The sequence below is a fragment of the Planctopirus sp. SH287 genome, from assembly GCF_056500625.1.
Genome location: NZ_CM151403.1, coordinates 1,440,428 through 1,465,291, shown reverse-complemented (window position 1 = coordinate 1,465,291; position 24,864 = coordinate 1,440,428). Strand labels below are relative to the sequence as shown.

Annotated in this window: 23 protein-coding genes; 7 read left to right on the top strand and 16 right to left on the bottom strand. The window is 55.7% G+C overall.

The window, feature by feature from the left end; all coding sequences use genetic code 11:
* Positions 1-13 precede the first annotated feature (13 nt).
* Positions 14-823 carry an SDR family oxidoreductase gene (locus tag SH287x_RS05530; protein WP_479517499.1) on the bottom strand — a complete coding sequence of 270 codons (810 nt, stop codon included), beginning with the start codon at positions 821-823 and terminating at the stop codon, positions 14-16.
* A 272-nt stretch (positions 824-1,095) separates the two neighbouring features.
* On the opposite strand from SH287x_RS05530, the gene SH287x_RS05525 reads away from it, so the two are divergent.
* Positions 1,096-1,566, top strand: coding sequence for a PGPGW domain-containing protein (locus SH287x_RS05525; protein WP_479517498.1), 471 nt, complete (start codon positions 1,096-1,098; stop codon positions 1,564-1,566).
* Between the two features lie 112 nt (positions 1,567-1,678).
* Positions 1,679-2,704: a 16S rRNA (cytosine(1402)-N(4))-methyltransferase RsmH gene (gene rsmH, locus SH287x_RS05520; RefSeq protein WP_479517497.1), complete on the top strand. Its 1,026-nt coding sequence runs from the start codon at positions 1,679-1,681 to the stop codon at positions 2,702-2,704.
* A 75-nt stretch (positions 2,705-2,779) separates the two neighbouring features.
* Here rsmH and SH287x_RS05515 read toward each other — a convergent pair whose 3' ends face one another.
* The 5 genes from SH287x_RS05515 to SH287x_RS05495 all read right to left on the bottom strand — a co-directional run bounded on the left by SH287x_RS05515 (position 2,780) and on the right by SH287x_RS05495 (position 6,048).
* Entirely contained in the window at positions 2,780-3,676 is an 897-nt protein-coding gene (locus tag SH287x_RS05515; protein ID WP_479517496.1) for a class I SAM-dependent methyltransferase, read from the bottom strand.
* Between the two features lie 105 nt (positions 3,677-3,781).
* Positions 3,782-4,768, bottom strand: coding sequence for a bile acid:sodium symporter family protein (locus SH287x_RS05510; RefSeq protein ID WP_479517495.1), 987 nt, complete (start codon positions 4,766-4,768; stop codon positions 3,782-3,784).
* Between the two features lie 322 nt (positions 4,769-5,090).
* Positions 5,091-5,396, bottom strand: coding sequence for a hypothetical protein (locus SH287x_RS05505; protein WP_479517494.1), 306 nt, complete (start codon positions 5,394-5,396; stop codon positions 5,091-5,093).
* A gap of 3 nt (positions 5,397-5,399) precedes the next feature.
* Positions 5,400-5,642, bottom strand: a complete 243-nt coding sequence (locus SH287x_RS05500) for a hypothetical protein (RefSeq protein WP_479517492.1) — start codon at positions 5,640-5,642, stop codon at positions 5,400-5,402.
* A 292-nt stretch (positions 5,643-5,934) separates the two neighbouring features.
* Complete coding sequence (locus tag SH287x_RS05495; protein ID WP_479517490.1) at positions 5,935-6,048, bottom strand: ribbon-helix-helix domain-containing protein; 114 nt, start codon at positions 6,046-6,048, stop codon at positions 5,935-5,937.
* A gap of 154 nt (positions 6,049-6,202) precedes the next feature.
* Here SH287x_RS05495 and SH287x_RS05490 point away from each other — a divergent pair, with 154 nt between their 5' ends.
* From SH287x_RS05490 to SH287x_RS05470, 5 genes are all read left to right on the top strand, one after another.
* Complete coding sequence (locus tag SH287x_RS05490) at positions 6,203-6,442, top strand: hypothetical protein (RefSeq protein ID WP_479517489.1); 240 nt, start codon at positions 6,203-6,205, stop codon at positions 6,440-6,442.
* 9 nt (positions 6,443-6,451) lie between these two features.
* Positions 6,452-6,766: a helix-turn-helix domain-containing protein gene (locus SH287x_RS05485; RefSeq protein ID WP_479517488.1), complete on the top strand. Its 315-nt coding sequence runs from the start codon at positions 6,452-6,454 to the stop codon at positions 6,764-6,766.
* 726 nt (positions 6,767-7,492) lie between these two features.
* Positions 7,493-8,695, top strand: coding sequence for a DNA polymerase Y family protein (locus tag SH287x_RS05480; protein ID WP_479517486.1), 1,203 nt, complete (start codon positions 7,493-7,495; stop codon positions 8,693-8,695).
* A 9-nt stretch (positions 8,696-8,704) separates the two neighbouring features.
* On the top strand, positions 8,705-9,178 hold the full coding sequence (locus SH287x_RS05475; RefSeq protein ID WP_479517484.1) for a hypothetical protein: 474 nt from the start codon (positions 8,705-8,707) through the stop codon (positions 9,176-9,178).
* An 8-nt stretch (positions 9,179-9,186) separates the two neighbouring features.
* Positions 9,187-9,663, top strand: coding sequence for a thermonuclease family protein (locus tag SH287x_RS05470; protein WP_479517482.1), 477 nt, complete (start codon positions 9,187-9,189; stop codon positions 9,661-9,663).
* Positions 9,664-10,153: 490 nt separating this feature from the next.
* Here SH287x_RS05470 and SH287x_RS05465 read toward each other — a convergent pair whose 3' ends face one another.
* From SH287x_RS05465 to SH287x_RS05420, 10 genes are all read right to left on the bottom strand, one after another.
* Complete coding sequence (locus tag SH287x_RS05465; protein WP_479517480.1) at positions 10,154-12,739, bottom strand: glycosyltransferase family protein; 2,586 nt, start codon at positions 12,737-12,739, stop codon at positions 10,154-10,156.
* Positions 12,740-12,752: 13 nt separating this feature from the next.
* Positions 12,753-17,972, bottom strand: coding sequence for a hypothetical protein (locus SH287x_RS05460; RefSeq protein ID WP_479517479.1), 5,220 nt, complete (start codon positions 17,970-17,972; stop codon positions 12,753-12,755).
* Positions 17,973-18,035: 63 nt separating this feature from the next.
* Positions 18,036-21,413, bottom strand: coding sequence for a tape measure protein (locus SH287x_RS05455; RefSeq protein ID WP_479517477.1), 3,378 nt, complete (start codon positions 21,411-21,413; stop codon positions 18,036-18,038).
* A 29-nt stretch (positions 21,414-21,442) separates the two neighbouring features.
* Complete coding sequence (locus SH287x_RS05450; protein WP_479517475.1) at positions 21,443-21,838, bottom strand: hypothetical protein; 396 nt, start codon at positions 21,836-21,838, stop codon at positions 21,443-21,445.
* Between the two features lie 3 nt (positions 21,839-21,841).
* Complete coding sequence (locus SH287x_RS05445) at positions 21,842-22,219, bottom strand: hypothetical protein (protein WP_479517474.1); 378 nt, start codon at positions 22,217-22,219, stop codon at positions 21,842-21,844.
* A gap of 71 nt (positions 22,220-22,290) precedes the next feature.
* The gene (locus tag SH287x_RS05440; protein ID WP_479517473.1) at positions 22,291-22,776 is read right to left on the bottom strand and encodes a hypothetical protein; all 486 of its coding nucleotides are present in this window, start codon (positions 22,774-22,776) and stop codon (positions 22,291-22,293) included.
* Between the two features lie 45 nt (positions 22,777-22,821).
* Complete coding sequence (locus SH287x_RS05435) at positions 22,822-23,193, bottom strand: hypothetical protein (protein WP_479517472.1); 372 nt, start codon at positions 23,191-23,193, stop codon at positions 22,822-22,824.
* A gap of 88 nt (positions 23,194-23,281) precedes the next feature.
* Positions 23,282-23,815, bottom strand: a complete 534-nt coding sequence (locus SH287x_RS05430) for a hypothetical protein (RefSeq protein ID WP_479517471.1) — start codon at positions 23,813-23,815, stop codon at positions 23,282-23,284.
* Positions 23,816-23,892: 77 nt separating this feature from the next.
* Complete coding sequence (locus tag SH287x_RS05425) at positions 23,893-24,357, bottom strand: hypothetical protein (protein WP_479517469.1); 465 nt, start codon at positions 24,355-24,357, stop codon at positions 23,893-23,895.
* The gene (locus SH287x_RS05420) at positions 24,357-24,854 is read right to left on the bottom strand and encodes a hypothetical protein (RefSeq protein WP_479517468.1); all 498 of its coding nucleotides are present in this window, start codon (positions 24,852-24,854) and stop codon (positions 24,357-24,359) included. Before SH287x_RS05420 ends, SH287x_RS05425 begins: the two co-directional genes overlap by 1 nt.
* Positions 24,855-24,864 lie beyond the last annotated feature (10 nt).

Sequence of the window (24,864 nt, the reverse complement as noted above, 5' to 3'; positions counted from 1 at the left end):
GCCAGCAGTCTTGTTAGATCGTCACCGAGGAAAATCCGCCATCAACGACAATATTCTGACCGGTCACAAAAGACGCTGCGGTGGAAGAGGCCAACCACACGACAGCTCCCGAAAGTTCTTCCGCAGTCCCAAAGCGGGCCATAGGAGTGTGCGAGATGATTTGCTGACCGCGGGCCGTGTAGCCACCATCCGGGTTAAACAGCAGTGCCTTGTTCTGTTCAGCAGGAAAAAAGCCGGGACTGATCGCATTCACACGCACACCTGTCGTGGCCCATTCACGGGCGAGAAACTTGGTCAGATTCAACACAGCAGCTTTAGCGGCGGAATACGCGACCACTCTTGAAAGGGGGATCATTCCAGACATCGAGGCAATGTTGATGATCGAGCCACGTCGATTCCGAACCATTGTCTCGCCAAAAATCTGGCTGGGAAGTAGCACTCCGGCTGTCAAATTGAGATCAAAAACTTCGTTCCACGCGCTAATGGGGAGCTTGCAGAAGTCGGCTCCGGGAGGAAGGGTCGCCTCTGGCCGGTTTCCGCCCGCCGCATTCACCAGCACAGTCGCGGCTCCGACAGTATCCTCAATTTCTTTACGGGCGTTCAGTAGCGATTCGGCATTCCCAGCATCAGCCAGGACAAAACTGGCACGCCCCCCATCGGCTTTAATCGACGCCACACGGGCTTCGCCACGTTCCTGGTTTCGGCCCATGACGATAATGTGAGCACCAAAATCAGCCAGTGCGCTCGCCATGGAGCCACCCAGAACGCCGGTGGCCCCGATGACCACTGCAACATCGTTTGAAAGATCAAAGAGTTTACGCATGTTGTTTACAGCTCAGTAGATAGACATCACGATCCAGCCAGGCTTCACCGCCTCTCTGGGGGACGACCACTCGATCCTGACAGGTGACTCAACTTGTCCGCGGGCTCGTTGACCGGCTCGCAACCCATTGCTTGACCTGTCAATTCAGGTTGGCAGCTCCAACAGCCTGGATTCTTTTTTTGAATCCGCTGGGCTTCCGAAGCCGTTATTACCTGTCAGGTGGAATTTCCCATCGCTCGCAAGATTAGCAACCGACCGATCTTTTCGCACGCATGGATACATGCAAGGGAGATCATTTGATGGTGGAGCAGAATTCTCCAACGGAAGCCGACAATTCTTGTGGTTCAGCGAAACCGTCGCCAGCACAAGAAGACACGCAGATGCTCGCGTCCCCACAGAATCACACTCACGCGCCAATCGTCCCTGCGATTCATCGGCCATCATTTTGGAGAGGAATACGGTACAAGCTTCGGCAATGGCAGCGAAAAATCCGTTCTTACCCTAAACCAGTGCGCAGGATCATGATCGGTGGAATGGGGATATCAGTCATTATTGTGGGAATAATCATGCTGATTGCCCCCGGCCCAGGCGTTCTGACGATTCTTCTGGGGCTGGGCATTTTGGCGACGGAATTCCGCTGGGCGGCAGGGGCACTTAAAAAAACTGGTCAACTGGCGGCCCCTTTTATCAAATGGATCCAGAATTGCCGCGGAACAACGCCATCCCCCACACAAAACCGTTAAGATGATGCAACATCAGGATGACGCAACATCAGAATTCAGGCATTGGAATTCAGACAGAGGACTCTCTCCCTCATCGCATCCGCATGTAATGTGCACGTAATGTGATAGCGTGATGGGATCTTTGATATTGGGACGATTGAGTTTGCCAAACCCTTCTTTCAATTCCTCAGCCGGTGGTCTTTCAGATTCACAATCGAACGCTGCGCCAACCGTGGCCTCTCAGGTGATGGCACCAGCTTCGGCCAAAGCGATCCATGTTCCTGTCCTGTTACGTGAGGTGATCCAACAACTTCAGTTGGCCCCTGGGCTAAGAGTGGTTGATGGAACCGTCGGAGCAGGGGGGCACAGCCGCGAGATTTTGAAAAAAGTGGGCGCAGAAGGGGAGGTTATTGGCATCGACCGTGACCCCATGATGCTGCGGCATGCCGCGAAAGCTGTGGTTGGCTCTAATGTCATTTTACACCACGGAAGTTATGTCGAACTGCTGGAGATTCTCAAACAGAAGAGTATCGAAAGCGGTTTACCCTCACGGGTGGATCGAATTCTGGTAGATCTCGGTTATTCATCTGACCAGCTGGCGGATCGCTCACGCGGATTCAGTTTTCAGGAAGAAGGCCCTCTTGATCTGAGATTCTCCACAAAAGAGGGCCTTTCGGCGGCTCACTGGCTGGCACAGGCCGACGCCGCAGAAATCACCCACGCTCTGCAAACGTATGGCGAAGAACCGAATGCCGCCCGTCTGGGGCCAGCGCTCTCTCTCGCTGCAAGAAACGGCGAGATTCGCAGCACGGCTGATCTGGTACGGGCTGTGGAAAGCACGGTGCCCGCAGCGCAATTAAGGAGCGCAGAAAAGCATCCGGCGACACGTGTCTTCCAGGCCTTGCGAATTCAGGTCAATGCCGAGTTGGAACACGTCGAACGCCTGCTGAACGAGATTGCCCCCGCCGCTTTGAATCCAGGAGGATTGTTCGCCGTCATCACCTTTCATTCCCTGGAAGATCGTCTGGCGAAACAAGCCTTCAAAAATGCGGAGCTGTGGGAAGAACTGACCCCCAAGCCAATCATCCCCAGCCCGGCAGAAGTCCGATTCAATCCCCGCAGTCGTTCAGCAAAATTACGTGTGGCCAAACGTCGGTAATCAATGTGAAGTTCAGTCAGGCCGAGTCGCGCGTGGAGACCTTTTGATCATATGCGGCAGCATGACGGACTTCCCTCAGGTCGAGACGGCATAAATCTCGATGACGGGGCCAAGGCGAAGGGCCTGCTCTAAACGATAAACCATCGGTTTCAATACAGTTCCCAACGGAAATCGACTGGATGTTGAACGATTGCGACGAGGAGTTGCAGAATGCAGAACGTGAAAACCGTTTTGCCTCAGCAGTCGGCCAAGTGTCCTGGGCGTGTAAAAGACGAGATGTGGGGAAGGAACTTGAACGGGAGTCATCTGACGTCTCAGTACTGACTGCTGGAACCAGGAAAACAAATCTCCCATTTCGCTCGGGACTTCAATCGCAATAATCCCGCCCGGCTTAAGCAGCCTTCTGGCATGACCTAAAAAAGCCTGTGGGTCGGGGAGATGTTCGAGCACATGACTGGCATGAACCACATCAAACGCCCCGGAAGGGAATGGCGCCGTTTCAATAGATCCATGATAGAGGTTGATGTTAAAAAGATTTCGTGCGGCCTGAACACCTTCATCACCAAGTTCAATGCCGAAAACGTCCCATCCCAACTGTCGCGCCAACGCCAGAAACGTCCCTTTGGATGCTCCCACGTCAAGCAGCTTACCAGCCGATCCCAGTTGTCTTTTCAGGTAGTTGAGACGTGTCAGAAGGCCCTCTTTGACAGATGGATCTTCAGTGACCACGGAAACACCGGCTGCGGAAAATCCCGAAAGATATGACTCGCCCGAATAGTATTCAGCCAGCTTGTCGTTGGTGGGAAATTCCGAGAGCCGAGCGAATCCGCAACGCTGGCATTGAATGATCGTTCCGGCAAATGCCAGATTTGCGAACACGGTCAATTGATCGAGCGATTTCCAGTGGGTTTTGCCGCAGAGTATGCAGGCTGGCAAGGACATCGCGTTGTCTCTCTCAATCATGAGTTCCATGACATTTCTGCGCGGCCAACAACTTGGAAACATGCTCGGCCAATTAACGATACGGCGAGGAACATCGGTTTGAATCTGGCCTTAGTTCAATTCCCTGATTGCAAGTCATCGTTGTGGCATTTGCTCTTTCCAGCGGCTAGCCAGGATGCCGCAGATGACCAGTTGCAGCGGATGGTAAATCATGATCGGTAGGAGAATCAGACCCAGAGCAGGGGTGCCACCAAACATCAAATTAGCCATCGGGACTGCAGTGGTCATGGATTTTTTGGAGCCGCAAAAAATGGTGGCAATTGCGTCTTCCCGTGAAAACTTTAATCCCCAGCAAATGACCTTCAGAAGATAGAAAACCACATAAAACAAGGCTAATGCGAGCACCATTGTTGCTATTACCACCTGAAAACCATGCTTCGTCCAGATTCCCAGCACCATCGAATCGCAGAACGAAGTGTAGATCAGCAGGAGGATCGTGCCGCGGTCGACTTGACTGACAAATCGACGATGCCTGGTGACCCATTTACCCAGCCATTGCCGGCAAAGCTGTCCAAGAATCAGAGGCAAAACCAGCCAAATCGACAGTTCTAAAATGACTTCGCCAAAAGGGAGTTGGCCACCTTGTGACTCCCCTGAAATTGACTGAGCCATGGCCGTCATCCAGAGCGGTGTCAACACCACCCCCAGAAGGCTGGAGATTGTGGCATTAAAGATTGCTGCCGCGATGTTCCCCCCAGCCACTGCCGTCAAGGCGACTGATGAAGAAACGGTAGAAGGTGACGCGCAGAGAAAAAACAGGCCCAGGCGTAAATCATCAGGTAACCAGCCGTGAGTGACTGTCATCAATCCCCATCCGATGAGGGGGAACAGCACAAACACAGCCCCCTGAACAACAAGATGGATTTTCCATTTCATGGTTCCTTCGCGAAGGTCAGCGAAGCTTAAAGAAACCCCATTCAGGAAAAAAATCAGAGCCACCCCCAGGTTTGTCAGCAACTCGGGATAAAGCCACCCCCCCCGAGCACCTGGCGCAGGAAACAGCCAGGCCAAACCAATAGCCATCAGCATTCCAACAAGAAACCAGTCAATTTTGGGCTTCATCCGGCGGGAAAGTCCTGAGGAATTTGGTGAAACAGTGAAACAGAATCCTCCTGAAGCGATTGCAAGAAAATTCCAGGGGGAGCGTCATACCTAACTGAACAGGTTAAGCAAAAGCCTAGGAACAGGCCATCCAGCCCGCTCTTGAGTGCCCAGGACAGGAATCGAACCCGCACGGAAGTGATCCCACTGGCTCCTGAAGCTGTCTCCCTGATCGGCCTTTCTGCCAATAGAGCGGCGGCACAAACGAAAAAAGCCGAGGAACTTTCCCCGGCCAGGCCGTCGAATTGGTCTTTTCACTGAATACGATAACTGTCTTTTTCCTTCAGGCAGCGTCCTTCAGCTCGATCTCCAGGCACTCCACCAGACTGTTCACCTGGTTGGTACTTAATTCCCCCTCCCCCTCAAACCAGGCGATGAAAACCGGCTTCTCGATACCGGTCTCACGCAGAATTTTCAGTAACGATTTCCCTCGTTGTGCGTGAATCCTCCGACGCAACCACCCAGAAAACGAATGCTCAGCAGCAGCGATCTTCGCCTTCTCCAAACGTTCTTCGATTTCTGGCGCCTCCGCCTCAGCAGCGGCAATTTTCTCCCGCATCTCCTCCGGCGTGATTTCAAACCGCTTCATTTTTCACCTCTTGGTCGGCTCGTAGCCGGTGATGGGGAATTTCGTGATGTCATCGATTTCCTCGTAGACACAAATCAGCCAACGACCAGCTTCAGTATACCCTTTGGCAATCAAGCGATCGCTGGATTTGCTGATTTCCAGCTCTTCGGGAAAACAAACGACCTGCTCGAATTCCTCGACCGTCACCCCATGCTGGGCCAGCTTTTCAATCGCCTTATCAGTCCACAGGAAATCGAACCAGGCCATTCACACTTCCTCTTTCGCGTTGATTGTTTATTGAATATACCATCTCTCTCAGGATGAGTCACATGATAAATAATGAAAACAACCATTCTGAAAAAAGTTGCGAGGAGGATGGCGGCCCGGTTCCGGTCGACCATTCACTGGGCGTGCCCGGTTCACTTTTTCACTCTCGCCGGAACTTATGGAAGAAGTCAAAACGCGAGCCAAAGAGAAAGGCAAGAGCCTCTCCGCCTGGGCGTCCGAAGCCTTTATCTCGGCTCTGGGGCGGGGATCGGAAAAGTGATTCCGCGTGCAATCACTCGCACAGATAGGCACGCAGGGCATCAGCGACGATCCCGGACTGGCTTTTACCTGATTCACTCGCCTTCTCTTTGACCCGCTCCATCAGATCAGGCGGCAGCGAAAGCATGTAACGCTTATGCCCAGTCACCGGGCGACCCGAGCCAGGCCGGACACCGCCGCGTTTCTTTTTTTCAGCCGATTGGTTTGTTGTAGCTTTTTTCAATTGACGCCCTTTTACTGTTTGGTAGAATGTACACTAAACCAAACAAAAGGGCAAGACGATGGCTTGGTTTGAATTCTTCTGGACACCGGAAATCGAAGAGCATGTTGCCGAACATGGCGTCAGTGTGGAAGAATTTGAATACGTCGTCTGCTTTCCCGAATCCCGTGAAGCAAGCCGATCCAACCCTGACCGCACGGTCGCCATGGGTTATGACAGGACAGGCCGCTGGCTGGTCTGTGTCTACGAAGAAATCGACGATACCACCATCCTGCCGGTCACGGCCTACGAACCAGAATAGGACAAGACAATGAAAGAGTTCAGCATTAGCCCGGAAGAACTCCGGGCAAAACAGGAAGCAGCAATTGCTGAGAGGCCACAGGTGGAAGCAGGTTTGAAAAAGGCTGCTGAAGCGGCCAGAGAACCCGGGTTCTCTGGCTGGCTGCGTCGTCAGATTCACGCCACGCCCCAGGTATCGCTCAAGAAAATCTGGCAGGCAGCAGGGATCACTCACAACCAGCTCAACGATTTCCTCGAAGGAAGCGGCGAACTGACTACCGGCCAGGTTGATGCCATCTGCCATGCTCTGGGCATCGTTCCGGCTGGAGCAGAACGCGTTGCGTGACACGCACTGCCCATTTTTTTCGGCATGAAATATTCTTCATTCACCGCCGCACGTAATCCCCCGAGTCGAAAACGATAGGCGGCAATTTCGCTCCGTCACTAGCCATTTCTTCACCCCCGTGAAAAAGAAACACGCCGAACCCGCACGCCCAATCGGGCCGCCGGTTCGGCGTACTTTTTTCAGTTACGAAACCCACCTCCCAAATCCCCTAATTCGCGAAAGCCGAACTAGGTTGCCCGGGATTGTGTTTGCCGTAAGTCGAGTGCCCAGGACAGGAATCGAACCTGCACGGGAGTTATCCCACTAGCTCCTGAAAGCTGTGGGAACTCATCCTGTCCGCTCCTGGCAGCCCGCTTTTCCTGTCCGCGTGACGTCCGCGTGACAGTCACGGAAAAGTCGCCCCAGAGACAGATACAGAAGTCAGATCCAGAGAAGATCTGAAGAAATACTTCAGAAGCCAGAATCTTACGGAGCGCGCAACAGCGGCTTGGCGAGGTCTCGCCGGATCAGGCTGGCATCTGGGTTGTGGATTCTCTTTGAGGCTGGCAGGGAATTTCTGGCGGGAAGGCGTCAGAATCGCTCCCACAATGCGAATTGCCAACGATCGATCATCCCAGTGGAATCTGCCGCAAAATGCGTTTTGGCGCAATCCTGACCATTTTCTTTAAGTCAGCAAAATGGTGAACGTATTGACACACGGTGTTTCCGCTTGGTAAACAGTCGTGCATGCCAACACACCGCACCGTTGGCCACTTGGATTGCGACTGCTTTTACGTTTCAGCTGAGCGTGTGAGATGGCCTCACTTGCGCGGCAGGCCCGTAATTGTGCTTGGCAACCAAGGGGCCTGCACCATCGCCAAGTCTTACGAAGCCCGTGCGGCCGGAATCAAAACCGGCACCGCAATCTGGGATGCGGTGAAATTGTGCCCACAGGTCATTGCGGTGAAGCGTGACTTCGCCTGGTATGAGGTGCTTTCTCGCAAATTACTGGATCTGATCCGCAGCGAGAGTCCGACCGTCGAGTATTACTCAATTGACGAGATGTTCTTTGAGGCTGATCAGATCGCCCCGGAACGCCTCAAGCAACGCATCCTGAACGATCTTGGCCTGTCAGTCAGCATTGGAATCGCCCCCACCAGGTCACTGGCGAAACTGGCGTCGGATGTCCATAAGCCCGGCGGGGTCAAGATCCTCGACACGCCCGCAGAGATTGAGGAATTACTTCGCCGGCTGCCGGTGGATGATCTGTGTGGGATTGCTCGGGCATCCGTCGCCCGCCTCGAGCCGTACGGGATAAAGACATGCTGGGACTTCGCCCAGGCGGATCATGTCCTCATTCGTCGCCTGCTGACCGTCAAGGGTGAGGGGATCCTCTGGGAGCTGCGGGGGCAACCAGTGCTCTCACTCCACACGGAAAGGCCTGCTCACAAGGCGGTCTCTCGTGGTGGATCGATGGGGGAAACCACAACCGACCCCGTGCGTCTGAGGGCCTGGATTGCACGGCACTCAGAACGACTTGTGGATGAGCTGAACTATCACGAAGTGCTGACTGGCCAACTCTCGATTCACCTGGCTTTCAAACATGGCGGTGGTGTGTCGGGAAGAATCCCGTTTGATCCACCACAATCTGCTTTCTCAGCCATTTCTCAGGCTGCGTTGCAAATATTCGATCATGATCTGATGGCAAGAATACAGCCCACAACTCACGTGCATCTGATCGCAGAGCACCTTGTATCGCGGCAGTCCTACCAGCGAGGATTGTTTGACTCGCCCGAATCGGCTCGCGTGGACGATCTGAGGCGGTCGATCAATGCGAAACTGGGAATCGCGGCGGTGAGAAGCGCGGCCACACTGCCTCTGGAGGGCGTGTATCAAGATCCGCTCGCTTTGTACGACGTCTGCGATATTCGCGGCAAGCAGTGCTTTTGAGGTGATGAGATGTGTACAGGACTTGTGCTGCCACCACGCGAGGCCACTGATGAAGTTGTTGAGAAATACAACCTCTCGTCACGTCGATGCACCGACATGTTTTCTGGGTTGGTTGAATACAAGTTTATGTACCGCGACAGGAAAGCCCAGTTGCCGGTCATCTATGAAGGCCAGTTGCAGATCCTCGAATGGGGCAATCGTGACAACAAAGAGTCGAAGCTCTATCGAACCGGCTGGGCAAAGACAGAGAGCCTTCAAGCAGGCAAGTGGAGTTGGTTGCAGCCGGAACCAGTGGTCATACCAGCCTGCTTGGGTTTGGAGAAAGGTGTGTGGTTTCAGATTACCCAAGGGATTCAGGGAATTTTAGTTCGAGACGAAAAATCGCTACCCCATGTCTATATGTTGACAGAAGCCGCAACGCACTACTACGAAGTGATGACCAGGCATGACCGTATGCCGGTCTTAATCGATCAGGTCATTTGAGGTGTTCCATGCTCCGCACTCTTATCTGCTGCCTGATGTTTGTAATTCCTACACTCGGTTTTGCTGACGAACTTACCGGACGGGTGGTCAAGGTGACTGACGGTGACACGATCACTGTGCTGGATTCGGCGAAGACTCAACACAAGATCCGCCTGCTGGGGATTGATGCCCCTGAGTCAAAGCAACCGTTCGGCGAGGTCTCAAGAAAGCATCTGGCCGAACTTGTGGCGGGTAAGGATGTGCGAGTGGTCTGGTCTGAGAAAGACCGATATGGCCGCATTCTTGGGGACGTCTACGTTGGCGAGACGTGGGCTAATAAAGAGATGGTCGCATCTGGATTGGCCTGGCATTTTAAGCGATATGACAAGCGGGCGGAATTGGCTGAGTCAGAACTGGCTGCTCGAGAGAAGAAGCACGGCATGTGGGCTGAGAAACAACCCATCCCTCCGTGGGAGTGGCGGGCGAATAAGCCGGTTGCCAAATAGTATTTCGGCACGCCTCTTGCGTAAATGAGTTTACAGATCGGTGAACAGCGGTTTTTGCAGATTTTACTGCAAGATTGTGTTGTTCAGCACCGATAACTACACCAGCCATGGTGGCTGATCAGAACTTTTACCACGGAAGGTGCGTCGTATGAGATTTCTAAATATCACGTTAGTTGGACTGGCAGCATTGTTAATAGGACGCTTTGCATTTGTGTCGTCTGACAGCCTCGAAGAGTGCATGTCGTATTATAGTTTGGCGTTGCCAGAAGGGCGACAAGCAAGTTGGGACTGCATCCAGGCAGCTCTAACGCCGCTCTTTTTCGAGACAACGTATAAGCCATTAGCTAGTATTGTGGTGGCTATTATCTTTGTGAATGCAGTGTCTTTCACTTCTCCACGGAAGTCACCTCATGCGGGGTAGCCATAAGCCACGCATGAATCTCCCGCATCCGCTTATCTCAACTGGGAGTGGTGCTCCTGCTCAAACGAGCTAAGTCCCGCTCCCAGTTGCTGATGAAAGCTCTCTGGACGCAATCGACCCATCGCCGTCATCCTGTCGCAGGCGGAAGTAGCCCGCGATGTCGCTGTGCATGGCGGGTTTGGCCGATGACCACGTCAACAGGCCTTGCCTGTCGGTGATGAGATCCACGGCAGGGTTATATCCATGCTTTGTGAGCCACTTCATCCTCTCGATATAAAATCGATTCTTCATATGCCCGTGCCACAAGTGCTGAATCTTGCCGGGCAGGAATCCCAGTTGCCCCTTCACTGCCGGGTAGGCGGTTTTCTCCCATTCAACAATTGACTGTTTCCAGCCAGTCGAACGCAGCTTCTCCAAATATGGCGGGTCGACTCCCAGCCAACTGTGGAGCATCGAGGTGTCACCGCCCCCGACGATGTCGTATTCGTAAAGTCCCGATGGGAGTGCATCACGCCGGGCGGCCCAGGCGAAGCCCGGATGCGCGAACTGCACCGAATGGTCTCCCGTCTGCTGGTATCGTGAGACAATGCTGGGTCGAGTCCCCAGCACACTGCCGTCTTGATCCAGTAACTCGACCTCATCGAACAATTGGACAATCGGGTATTTAGTGAGCATTTCTTCGGTGCGAGCCAGCCAATCAGGATCGTGGAAAAGAATGTCCGCGTCGATCCAGACCACCGCGTTGTACTGCTGGGGCACCGCAGCAATGGCCATGTTGAGCAGTCGCTCCTTCTGCCAGAGCGTGTGTTTGCCGGGATCACCCACCAAATGGATGGCGTCCGGTACATGGAACTGGCCGTCGTAGGAGAGTTCCACCGTCACTAATGGAGCGTTGATACTCGCTCGGAATCGATCATAGTTCTGCCAAATCCGCTGGTATCGCTGCGGGTTAAACAGGCAGGTCACCACGGCCAATGATCGGCGTGGCTCAGGAGTCTTCACTGTGGCGGCAGGCACCGGACGGACGGTGGTTTTCTGGGTCAATTCAGCGTGGATGGTTCGCATCCTGTCCGGTGTTACATAGTGGGCGGTGACCTGCTGATTGTCGGCTTGCGGCACCACCTTGCTGCCAGCGGAGAACCTCCCGCTCTCCTTCAGTGTGATGCCTTTTTTGTGGAGCAGTTCTCCCACCAGCACGTCATCGCGGTGACTGCGCTCGCAGCGTGTCGCTGCGGCCACAATCCCCACAGCTTTGGGTGAGAGCAGGTATCCCGCCCCTCCGCTCGCTCGCCTGAATGGCCGCTGTTTCCCCTGGGGATCGGGGATCCAGTGTCCCACGTAATCAGCGGTCTTTTTGTCGCGTCCCACCAGCCTGCGGACGTTCACGAAAGTATCATCGTCGCACCGCATGGCCCGCTCGAATGTCCGCTGTGACTCAAGCCAGCGACAGAACCAGACCGTCTTGTCGGTCAGATCCTGATAGGTGTCGCCACAGGGCAGCGCGAGCATATCTCCGTGCAGCGTGGGGTGCTTGACCAGATCCACCCTGCCCACGAGAAACACGACCTCTACGCCGGGCGGCAGATCCTTCGCCCAAGTTTCACGAATGGCGGCTCTCTGCTCAACGTGCGAACGTGCGGAGGTCGCAGCTGTGGCCACGCCGATGATGAGCTTCTTAGCGGTCTTTTCCACTGGGGTTGGTATTGTTTTGGGGATAGCGGCTCGCACCTCGGGACGTGGCACTGTGGTAATGCGGGGCCATCTACCAGTTTGATTTCTGGTCAAGGCTCCCGTTTCGGCGGCCAGTTTCTGGAATCGCTCCACAGACAACCGCCCTTTGGCCGTGTAGTTCGCCTTGATCATTTCAAACGATGGATAGCCTAACTCAGCATAACCCAGCAGGTCGTTGCGGGCTTTGGTTGACCACTCGAAGCCTTTATATGGCGCGCGGTCGACGTAGCCATACAAGTGAATCCAGCGGAGCCAGGGCAAGCACATTACTGTGCGTCCTGCCTGCCGGTACTTCTCAGGCAAATAAGCTTCCACGCCGCCGTGGCCCCGCACCTGCGGGTGGAAGTTGAGAAAGGTTTCCCGTTTGGCCAGGAAACATCCCAGCCCGCACGAATTGACCTCAAACGGCGGGGCCATGGCGTTGTGCGCGTTGGGGTGAACAGCCCATCGGCCCCAGTTCCCTTTTTGGGTGTACTGGGCTTCGTAATGCGATCCCACAATCGCGGGCTTGCCGTCTGGTTGAATCAACTTTCGCCGTAGATTTGGGCCAAAATAAAGACCATCATCGATCGTCAGTGCGAACGCGAACAGCCGCATTATCACGCCACGATCGAACACGACATGGCCGTCTATCTTGCACACGGCAAGCCCACGGGCGTGGTTAAAGACGGCTTGCTTCGCCGGCCCGGAACCTTGAGGGTGAGGCTCTGGCAGATGGACATATCGGGCGTTGGGGATGACCTCGATATGCTCGCGCTCCGCTTTGATGTGAGCCTCATTTTTGCTCTGCGACACAAGCAGCACTTCAATCTGATCGAACAGCCCCAGGTCTCTGAGCGTCAGTTGTAAGTCGAGTAAAGCAAAGAACAGCGCACGCTGGTCGTCGACAGTGGCCAGGCCAATTGTCAGTTTTGGGACACTCATTAACTACATCCTGTTAGATATAAGCGTAATACTCTGTACCCTCGAAATAGCCGCCGCCAAAGTCGACGAGATTATCGAGGAGGGTATCACTACCGACGTACTTGAGAACGAAGCCGCCGCTCACGCAGTTGAGGTGTGTATACGGCTCAGCTTCGGAGTAGTATTTCATTCCGTGGGCACCCTCTCCCCACGTAAAAGTCGACCCCTCGGGGTACAGCGTTCCATACACAGTGAAATTGAGGATTCCCTCAAAGCAGGGTTCCCCGCTTTCGGTGCCGCTGCTGGTGGCTGATTCACTCCCTGACTCAGAGCCTGATTCGCTGGCTGACTCGGTGGCTGATTCGCTGCCCGACTCAGATCCCGACTCGCTCCCCTCAGTCCCTGAGCCATCACCGCCGCCGCCTGAACAATCAGGGGTCGGTGATCCCCAGTTGTCGCCCGCCAGATCGTTGAGTGATCGGCCTTTTCCACAATTCCATAGCCACTCCATGATCGTGTCGTCAATCGCAGAGCGAGTCACAAGCACCTTGGTGACCTGCCCTTCGTATCCGGCGTTTGCCCAACTGCCACCGCCCACAATGAACGGGCCGTCGTCAATCGTGCCCAAGCCTGTCACGTAGGCGCCGCTGTTGATCCCCGAGGGCTTGAGTCGTTGGAAAACATCGTCGATAAACTCAGGGATTGGAGTTGAAATGTTCGTGCGACCATCCCACGAGTTGTATCTGACCCCAATCAATAACCACTTGTGCTCAGCGACCAGCGGGCTTCCGTTGGGCTGGAAGCCGGACGGGTGCTGGATCTCGCCGCCGCCCCAATCAATCTCTGGTGTCCCCAGGCCAATAATACCGGGGTGATCGCCCTGCGAAGTGGTGTTCGTCCAGAACGCGGCTGCCGGATTCAAGAAGCCTGATCCCCAGTGACTGAGGTCGTTGACGGGTTCACCCACGAGGCCCGCGACCCACTCACGCCGTGTACCACTCTCAGATTCTTTGGCGACGATAGCTGCGTTGCCGTCAGTCGAGCGGAACCAGAAAAACAGCGAGAAACCCTCGGCCCGCGTCCGCAATTCCACCGGCGGTTTGGCGGGTGACGTGACCAGCGGATTCGAGCCGCTGAATTCGGCCGCCCAGCCCAGATTGGGCACTGACTCATGGTCACTGGCGGTGACGATCTGATCGGGAGCAGCAGATCGGTACAGGTCGTTGCCTGCTATCAGATCGACACGACCAATGTTGGCCATGTCCGGTTCGTCCAGTGGCCACAGACCCTGTATATAGTCTGGCTGAACGGCCCCCCAGCCGTAGAAATTGCCCTTGTACTGGCAGTTGTATTTTGTCGCGAGACACTGCTCCACGCCGTCCAGCGTCTCTTGCCCCAAGCCTTCGGAGAACACCACGATTTCGGCGAGATAGCCTCTGAACGGCGAGCCGAAATTGCGATCACCGCCCACGCAGAGCTTGCCCTGATTGAGTTCGGCCTGCGTCCACCCAGCATCGACGCTGTCATAGTGGCTGGCCTGATAGCCACGCCATTTTCCGTGCACGCGGAAGTCATCAATCGTCCGTCTGGCAAAGCCACTCGTGACCCCGTTGACCACGTAGGTGCGCCTCCTCCAGGTCAGCACAAAATAAGCACCGTGCGACGTGAGGTGCCCCGCAATCTCACCACCTGACCGCCCGCCTGTGATCGGCGATTGGTGCAATTCCAGCGTTCCTGGCTCGTCGCCACAGAGGATCTGGCGGGGCGTCGAGGTCGTAGCATGATCCAAGTAGAGAACCATCACGACGGTGTCCATCTGGATGTCAGGCCCGTCCTGCCGCAACTGATACTGATCGTCAGCGCCGGAGAAGTGCACCACCTTGTGCCCGTTGGCTGCCTCGTGGATCAGCGTGGGGAAGGTCGCCGATTCGCCACTGCTGGCCAGCCCCAGCCAGTCACCCACTCGTGCCGGCCAGCCTGAGACGTCGCTGTTGTCAGCCTGATCAATATCGTCTGCCACCAGCCAAGTCACGCAGCCAGCAATTGACCCCAGCTCATCACAATCAATCTCGGTGCCGCTGCCGGTGGAGGATCCATCGTCAGTGCCGGACTCAGACCCCGACTCAGTCCCCGAGCCATCCGAGCCACTGCCCGACTCACTGCCGCTCTCAGATCCCGACTCACTGCCTGACTCTGAACCCGACTCAGATCCTGATTCGCTCCCTGACTCACTGCCGGACTCAGATACCGATTCCGAACCCGATTCACTGCCAGTGCCACCGCAGTCCAGCGGCATTGGCTGGCAAGGTGTCTCGGCATATTGTCCGCTGTATTCGCCGTCGTAATCAGGTGGGCAAGCCGCACAGCCAGCCTCCAGTGAACTACAAGGGCTGGAACCGAATTGCACCCACGAACCAGGCTCCCCGGACTGCCATTCCCAAGCCTGTGTGGACACGCAATCAGGCACCTCCTCAGTGCCAGTACCTGTACCAGATTCAGTCCCGGTTCCAGTTTCAGTGCTTGAACCTGATCCCGTCCCGCCTGTACCCGTGCCGGTTGATGTCCCTGATTCTGAACCCGACTCAGTGCCTGACTCGGATCCGCTCTCGCTCCCTGACTCGCTACCTGTGCCGGGTTCGCACGAGGCTGGAGCAACAGTGATCGTGACCGGCGTGTCATCATCAGACCCGCAAATTGTTCTCGGTAGAATGTTTACGCCAGAGCAATTCGGAGAGACATTTAAGTAGCTACAAGATGGGATACCGGACGGGTTCAGGCTCGTCAGTCCAGCTAGCAGAGATCCACCACCGAAGCCTCTAGACAGATGCCATCCCCTCAACGTATCTATCTCATGTGCGTAGGTAGCCATCCATTCACACGGCGCATGCGGAATTTTGTTGAGCAGCCACGTGCCGTTGTACGATGCAAGATCCCCCGAAAATCCACTTGCCACTAACTCCCAGCAATCAACATCGCAGTCAGTACAGATCAGCTCATCAGTCCCCGTTCCCGACTCAGTCCCTGACTCCGTCCCAGTCGGCTCGCTCGGCTCTGGCTCCCATGGCTGCACCGTAATCCCCGGTGGCCATGGCCCACTCCCTGAGTAGTCCGGAACAGGGTCATCCTCAGTGCCTGCCTCAATCTCAAAGGCCCACTTGGCGTATTCAGCCACCAGCGAGATCTGCTCCATGACCTGCCGTGTGGCGTCAGCGGCTGTGTGATTGATTTCTGTGATGCGGGCCAGCTGCCCGTCCAGAATGGTTTGTGACTCACCGTCTGCCCAATCGACTTCAATCAGATCCCCCGGCTGGATCTGCAAGCCGTGCAGGTACACATCCACCCGGATCTGCCGCTGTGTTTCAAGGTAATACCGCAGCCAGAATTCGGTGATATAAGCCGCACTTGTGGGGTATTGAGTGGCCCACAGATCCAGTTCTTTCTCACGCCGTTCGTAGGCTGTGATGGCTGCTGCTGACTCACGAAACAGTTTGCGTTCCGGCTCACCCACTCCTAACCGGAACTTGCTGACAATGCGTGTGGTCACTTCACGCAGATCGAGGTGCTCTATCTGGAGTGACGCCCTGCGTCCATTGCCGGGAGTGATCGTCATCACGGCATCGCCACTGCTCCAGGTCGAGGTACTGGTGAGCTTCCTCAAGTGGAGCTTGCCGCCGTCCCAGAAGATCAGGCAAGTGGCCTGAAACGCGAGCTGCTGGATCAGATCGGTGCTCTTCTGGATGGCGCGAAGTGCGAAGCCGAACCGCACTGGTGTGGCTGCTGCCGCTGCTGCGAAGCTCGCTGTATGGATGAGAGACGGATCTAACCGGCCAATACGAGGATCAGTGAGCAGGTGCTTGATTATATCAGCAGGATTGTTGATAGCATCGGATGTGTAATCATTATCCGCCGTGCTCGCTCGCACGGTGCCATAGATGTTGTTGTCCTGGAAGCCGAACGATGAGGGCGGGGCTTCCACTTGCACCGTGGTGATGCCCGGATCGTCGATAGTGCGACCCAGGGCCTCGTTGTACGTGCGGTTGTCGAGGTTGACGACGTACCCGGCAGGGTTCCATTCGTACCAGAGATCAATCGGTGGAGCGTCTGGTTCGGTGCTCTGCTGGTCTTGCTCCTGTGCGTGGCACTCGATGGCCATCACTTCGTTTGATGGCAGGTGGTTCAGGCAATAGGTCAGAGGTGCCATCTCGGTGACGCCGGTTCCGCCTGGCCACTGAGTGAACCCGCCAATCTGGTTGCAGATTCGCCAGGGCATGCCGCCCGTGAAGACCATGCCTTCACCTTCTTGCACAGTCTTGATCGATTCGCCAATCACCTCCCATTGGTCGATAAAGTATTGCAACCAGACCCCGTTGTAGAGGATCAGCATCAGATACCCGTTGCGGCTGCTCTCTGGGCTTGGCACATCGAATTTGCTGATGGCGAAGTATTGATTCCCTTCGCTGGCAGTCACACCAGTGCTGTAACCCTGGCAATCCACGTTGCCACGCGAAATGATCACGAATTCCTGGCTTTCATCATTGTCGAAAAAACCGACGAACATCTCATTGCCAACCACAACGCTGATCTCAGCACCTGTGGTAAAGCCCGCTTGTCCCGCCGGCTGGTTGATGAAAAACGAAGTGGGCCACAGACCGATCCAACTAGCAGTGAGTGCGTAGCCGGGTCGGTCAATCAGAGTCCCCGGATATCGATAGCAGGGATTGCCATAAACGATTGGCAAGCACTGATCGTCCTTGGTGTAGATGGAGCGATCAGGAAACGCTGTCTTGGTGAGACGATGGCCGATATCTCGGTCGAGCACGTCTTCCATGCCGCGAATCGTGGCTTCCCATGCGCCTGTCGAGTCGCTCCACTTCATCGGCGAGCAGAGCACTCCCCGGAAAAGGCAGACGCGGTCTTCCTCCCATGACGTGCCATCGAAGTAGAGCCAGACGAAAGCCGGAGCAGAGAGCACCCCCGGCGGTATATCGAACCATTGCTGCAACTGGTGATCGACATCAAAGAGGGTGAGCGTTTGCTGGCCAAAGCCGCCCACCTGATCCGGCACCGCTTGTATCTGGAGTGAGCCAAAGTCCTTCACGATCCCTGCCGCTGTGACGGGCGAGCTGAGCGGTTGCGTCGAGAAATACTTGGTGCCGATCTCCCCACCGAACTGCACCTCGAGTATTCGGACGAATGCCGCTCCCTGGTTGCGGTTCTTTTCGGTGGTTACTGCTGATGTAAGCGAGCGGGCCATGGCATCCTCACGAGTGTTGCCCGTGTGATACGCATGGCCCGGAAGTCGTCAATCAGAGGCAGATCAGCGAAACATGCCCCTCCGCTGTTGCTCCCGGCTGATCTTGTCCGCCAGGTCGTAGATCTGTGTCTGCGTCAGATTGGTGACGTGGGGCATGGTCAGATTGTTGGTGATGGTGACGCTGCCCGGATCCTCAAACCGGCTGTTCCCCTGAGGCGTGAAGAACTTCGGGGCCGTCTGCTGGTAGGCGGCTGAGAGCTGCTCATTCAGTTCCGCAATCTGATCAGCCAATCGCTTCTGAATGGTGTAGGTGGGGGCTGCCTTCATCGAGTTGCTCAAGATCTGGATGGCCTGTTGCAAGCCTTGGATGCGATCCCAGATGACAGGGTTGTTGTTGATCTGGTCGTTGATAAAAGTCACCGTGCTGTTCATCCCAGTCCTGATCGTCTGACCCACCGAACGGATGGTGTCTCCCAGCCCAGAAATCGCCCCCCCAAGGCCGGTCATACGTTGCACGATGCCATCCACTGCCGCTCCGAATTGCTGACGGCGGATGTTCAATAGACGCTCTTGAATGGCGTTCTGGATATTGAAGTCCGACCCGGCGTTAGCCCAGTCGCCCCGCAGGAGTGCATCGCGTTGAGCCGCCTCCCATCGGGCTTTGGCGTTGTCCCGGGCGATCTCGGCATCACGCTGCAACGAGTCACCCAGTTTGTCGATCCCATCGTTGAACTCATCGACTGAGATGCGGCCTTCCCTGAGCTGATTCTGCAACCGGGTGACCTGCTCCCGTGCGTGCCTCGCCTCCTGTTCAGTGGGAGCCATGCCGTTCTTATTCAGACTATCGAGCACATTCTCCAGTCTGCGGGCCCCATGAGAGATAGCTGTGTTCTTCTGTGTCTGATTCGTCATCAGGTTGTTGAGCTTCTTCATTTCCGACTCATAGGCGAAGGTCGTGATCTGACCGGTCGCCAGTTGAGCCTGCAATGCCTTCATGCTCTCGATAAAGCCTTTGGCTTGATCTTCTGTGAGTTTCCCGTCAGTCACGTGTTCTTCGGCGCGTACCGTGAAATCACGTCGCTGATCAGTCATCCGCCCCACGACGCTCGCACGTTCAGTGAGTTCCGATTTATTGCGGTCGTACTGATCCTCGGTGATCTGGCCCGTCTGGAACTGCGTGGCGAGCCTGGCCATCGCGTCTTTGAGTTGATCGGCGAATGCTTGAGGAAGTCCTTCATCGACGGCCTTGGCCATTCTTTCGCCGAAGTCCCGCACATCACCGCCGCTCTGAGCTGTACGGTCGGCTGTGGTACTCAGTGACTCCACGGCTTGCTCGAATTCCTCAGTGCTGATTGCCCCATTCTTGAATGACTCTGCGAGAGCATCGAACCGCTTCTGAAAGCCCATGGCCAGCGACTCGGGCAGACCACCCTGGAACAGATCTCCGATGTGATGCACAAACTGCTTCGAGGCAGACGCGATGTCCTTCTCAATCTCGGCAGCCGCCTTCGCGTTCTTCTTCTGGTTGGGATCGAAGGGCGGGACATCGCCTGGAGGAACAGGTGGAGCAGAGCCAGTCGGTGGCTGCGGTTGCTTTGCTGCTGTTCTTGCGGCTTCGAGTTCCTTATCGAGCGATTCCATTCGCCGGGCTTGCTCTTCAACAAGCCTCTTAGCATGCTCCTCTGCCGCAATATATGGAGTTCTCGGATCAGATTCGGCCCCAGTTGTCGCCGACAGCCCAACTGCATTTAAGCCATCGCGGATTGTACCAGTGATGAGGAGCGATGTCCGCTCGTTGAAATCCAGAGATGCCTCAGCGTTTTCCCTGGACTTCTTCTGCTTGTTCTTTTCATTATCCAGGCGGATGAACTCTTCCTGCTCTTTAGCTTGTTGTTTTTCAAGTCTGGCGACACGCTGCGCTGGCGTCTCATCAACAGGAGCCTGCATTGTTTCATCAAGTTTCAACAAGTTTTTCTGGCGGGCATCATCCAGCAGTTTCAATGTTCTTCTTATTTGCTCATTGATGGCTTCCGCTTTTGGAATGAACTGATCCAATAAAACAAAACCAACGCCCGCAGTGAGAGCAGCGATCCCGCCTTTCAGCGCGAGCATCCCAGCCGCTGCCCCTTTAGAACTTCTCGCCAGGTCGTTGAGTTGCGAGATGTACATTGTGAGTGTCGGTAGTCCTTCAAGGACTATCCACCTCCCAATCGCTTTCAGTGATGTGTATAGAGATCCTAGACTTGATACAGCTCGTATGCTCGGACTGACGAGCGATATCACTACCTGAGACAATGCAATGACGGCCTCTGTCACACCAAATATCTGAGCCGTCTTAAACAGCGCGAAAAACATCACCAACTGCGGGTGGGCCGCGATGATCTGGCCAATCGGCTTCAACCAACTCCCCAGCGCCGCACCCCAGTCCGCAATCGCTCCCCGGTTGTCGCGGATCCAGCCAATGGCGTCCCGGATCACCTCCAGCAGACTGAGAATCATCGACTGGACTTGCTGAGCCGCATTCCCGCCGCCCATGTCTCGCAGCAGACCGTTGACCTCATTGACCATGAGTTGAATTTGACTGGTCACCTGCGACACGAACTGTTTGAATCCGGTCGACGTGATGTAGTCCGTGATCCTTTGCAACCATCCCTTGGCGGCAATAAACAGAGGCTTCATCACATCGCCGGACTTCTCCCGGACGGTGTCCATGAAGGCATTCCACATGCCCGTCCAGTTGCTCGTCATCTTGAGCGACAGGCCACCGAATTTCTTCTCGATGCCCCCCAGAATGGCCGCAATGGCGACCTCCGAGCTAACGGCCCGATCCTCGACCAGCTTCATGGCAGTGGGGATATCGACGCCAATCGAGTCGGCCAAAATCTGCCACGCAGGAATTCCACTCTCTGCGAGTTGCAGCATCTCTTGCGAAGCGACAACACCCTTAGCTTTGATCTGACCCAAAGCGATCGATACTCGATCAATCAGCTCCGTGCCGCCGCCCATGGCAGCAATCGCATCACTGATTGCTCGCAACACACGGGGGATCTCTTTGCCCGCGTAACCCATACCAAGCAACTTCCGGGCTGAATCGGTCACTCCCTCTAAATCGAATGGGCTGTCACGAGCGATCTGCCTGAGTTCCGTCCACATCTTCTTGGCTTCTTCCGCACTGCCCAGCAGTGTGGTGAAGCTGGTCATGGCGTTCTCTTCCAGCACCAGGAAGTTCCCGCCCATGGTGGCTGTCGCACCGCCCACAACAGCTGCGACAGAGAGCGTTCCTGCAGCCAGTCGGGTGAACATGTTGTCGACGGCGGAAAGTGCCCGCCCAACCGCAACACCGACCTCACCCGACTTGCGGATGACCTTGTTCGCTCCAAAGATAAATCCGTCGTACTCCGAGCCGAATACGGCAGAAAGAACATGGATCTTTTCGCCCATGGTGAGACACTCCTTGCCCACATCAGGGCTTAGCTATTGATGGGTGAAGCCGATTCCAGGATCAGTTGAACTGACCAGAACGCATCGTTCTGTCGGCTGAAGTTGAGAGAGGTCTGCGAGAAACGAACCGTGTAGGTCGCCCCGTCAGTGTGCCTGTAGGCAAACGTGTTGGTTGGCCCTTTGGCCACCGTGCGAAAGAACGTCAACAGTGCGTTCTTCTGTGCCACCGTGATATCGGAGCAGTCCATCTTCCACGTGTGGAGCGTGGTGCTGGTCGGTCGGTAGACAATGCGGGTGTTGTCCGCTGTCAGATCAGTGACCCACTCCGGCAGAGATTCAACGGGTTGTTCCGAATTGTTCGGCCCGTTGATCTCGACGCCGGTCGTTTCCGGGTTGCCCAGAATGATGGTTGTGTAATGAGCCATTGGCTAACTCCGGACAGGCTTCCAAGATCGACCTGCCCAGAAGTCTTTGCCCTTGAGCTGGCTGTAATGCCGCTCGTGCAGGGCGATTGCCTCAGCTTCACTGACCCCCTGACGAGCGAGCCAGTCGAGCAGTTGCCGGTTCTTCCGGGCCCACGGCTGCCCAATCTTCTTGAGCATGCCGCCGATCATGCGGGCCTTCTGCGAATCGTCCATCAGTTCCACGGCTGACTTCTTCCGTCGACCGACTTCGCCGATGGCGATCACACTGGCCTGGATCTCTTTGGCTGACTTCTTGTCTCCATGGGGAAAGGCTGAGATCCGCAGTGCCCAGAGCCGGTCTTGAGACTCCTGCTGCTTGATCACCACGAAGTGCTCAAACACCTCCCGGACTTCCAGCGAGCGAATGCAGGCTGGCGTCCAGGAGTAAGTGCGAGCGAGTTGTGATTCCCAGACTATGCTTGATCTGGGCTGGAGGAGGGGTTCGTGCCAAACATCTTGCCTGCTTCGTTCGCCAGGCCGATCCACCAGTTTTTTTCGAGCGCCACCAGTTCTGCGAAGCCCACTTGCTGGATGGCTGTTGACCGAAGTTGCAGCACTTCAGCAGCGGTTAGTCCCTCGGTCTGAATGGGAGTCCTGACGCATCCTTCCAGCACCAGCTGAGCGAACTCATCGCTGGTCACCATCAGGTCTTCGATCACCACGGACAGATGCTGTTCATAAAACTCACGCAGTTCAGGCAAATGAGCCTGAAATTCAGTGAGCGTTGATTCACCCGACTGAAACGTCGCGAACAACGATCTACCAGCCTCGCTGCTGAGGAAATCGATCACTCGCCGAACGACCCGACCGCTCAGCGTCTGCTGGAGCAACGCTTTGAGCTTGACATAACTGCCCCACGTCAGGGGGCCAAACTGCACTTCGACTTCGTTAATCAACATGAGCGGTGTCCTTCAAGAAACAGAACAGTGGGATTGAAAAAAGCATTACTCAGCCGGTTGTGGCTCAGGAGTTGGATTGGTCGGTTTCACAGCCTTAGCCGTTCGCCGCTTGACGGGGGTGGCCTTTTCAGGCGGTACAATCAACTCGGCCAGCGTCCGTGCTGCAGCCTGTGCGTCTTGCAGAGACTGGCGTCCGTCGATGAACGCACCGAGCTGAGATTGCAGCAGTCTGGCAGCCTGCTGAAGGCCATCCGGGAAGCGGCCATCTCTCGCCTTGGCCCACGCCACCAGGTCAGTGCGGAGGTCCTTGGCTGACTGTTTCGCCTCGGCGGTCGCAACATCAATTTCCAGAGAAATGAAGTTGGACAGTGAAATGATCGCTGCGACCTTCGCACCGAACTCGGTTTCTTCTTTCATGGCGTTTCCAAATTGAGAGGTGGGGTGGGAAACAAACCCGCCCGACAGGTCGTGAGTGATCTATCGGGCGGGATAAAATGCATCACGATTAACCGCCGCCGCCTTCCTCAACATGAGTCAGCTGCATCCGTCCAATCAACTCGCCGTCATCCTTGGACTCATCCACCAGACAAGCGAACTCAGACTCAAAGATGCGGTCATTCTCCGCGTTGTCGAAGGTGAGCGTGAGCGCACCAATCGGGCAAGAACGATAGAACTGGAAGCGTTTGCCGGTGTCACTGGTCAGCAGCGGCACCACCTTGAGATCCAGCGTTGGGTAGAGAAATCCGGCACTGCGACCGATCCCCATATACTTGCTGCCACTCACAGCCGCAGTCTCATCGGCACCGGAAGCGTAGACCGCCCCCATCGTGGCAGCCGTCCATTCAGCGAGTGGTGCATTGACGCGCACCTCATCGCCCAGGTGGATCATGGCACACTCGCCAGATCCGAACTTGTCGACGTTCCGAGCACGGGTGTTTGGGGTGATCACCACCTCAATCCCCCCCTCGGTGTGCCCCATGGCATCGTCATCGAGCAGCAGCTCGGCGGGCCCGCTTACGCAATTATCAAAATCAGCCATGCTTCACTCCCTCGATGACCCAATTGCCCGCAACAAACAGTGTTGACGCGGGCAGTCTGAATCAGAGGGGGATTGCGTCAAGGAGTGGGAGCGTAGGCTGATCGCAATGAAAAACGCAGGTCACATTCAAACGTGTGGTGCAGGATGACCTGGCTGGTATCGAGCACCTCGAGATACCCGATTTCACGCCGCTGACCGAAGCTCATTTTGCTCACCCGGAAGTGGCTGAGATCTAGGGGAGTGGCTCTGCGTACCGGAATTGACCACTCAAATTCCAACCGCCAGTAGAGCTTTTCGAGCACCCGGGGATCCGGGCCGTAAGCATTGATCTGAGCATTCGCCAACCAGATTCCCGGATGGCGTGTGCCTTGGGAACTGGTGGACGCATTGATGGTCAGAATCGGGTACTGAACTGCGATGTTTGGCCAGACACGAAATATCCCGTCCACCTGGCCAAGGCTTTGCCTTATCTCATCATCTGCCAGCCAGGCCGTGCGAATCCCTGCCCAGACCTCAGACAGGTTGAAAGTGTAATCGACCATCACGCGACTCCTGTGCGACCGCCTCCCCCGAGGTCACGCAGCACAGCACGCAATTCGTTGATGGCAATCTGCTCGATGGCCATCCAACTGGGCCTGAGCCAGGGCATCTGCTCCCGCTCGCCACCGTCCTTTTCCTTGGCGGGCCAGTTCTTGATCGCTGCAGCATCAGTGATGCGAGGATTCCTACCCAGCGCGAGCACACGACCGCCCGCGATGTACTCCGTTCCGAACTCCACGTGCAACGGGTAGTCCGCGACGTTGGTGCCCGTCTCGGTGATGATGTGGTCACCTTCCCGGTACGTGTTGGTCAGGATCCGCTGCTTGAGATTGCTGGTATCGACAGGCACACGTTTGACCGCTCCCGATCGATGCCGCTCTCCGATGCGTCGATGAGCCTTGATGATCCGCTTTACGATGTCGCCCTGCATGCGGCGAACATCGCGGGTCAGGATATCGATGCCGCTTTGGAAGCTCTTGTTGACGTGGATTCTTGGCATCGCTTATTCC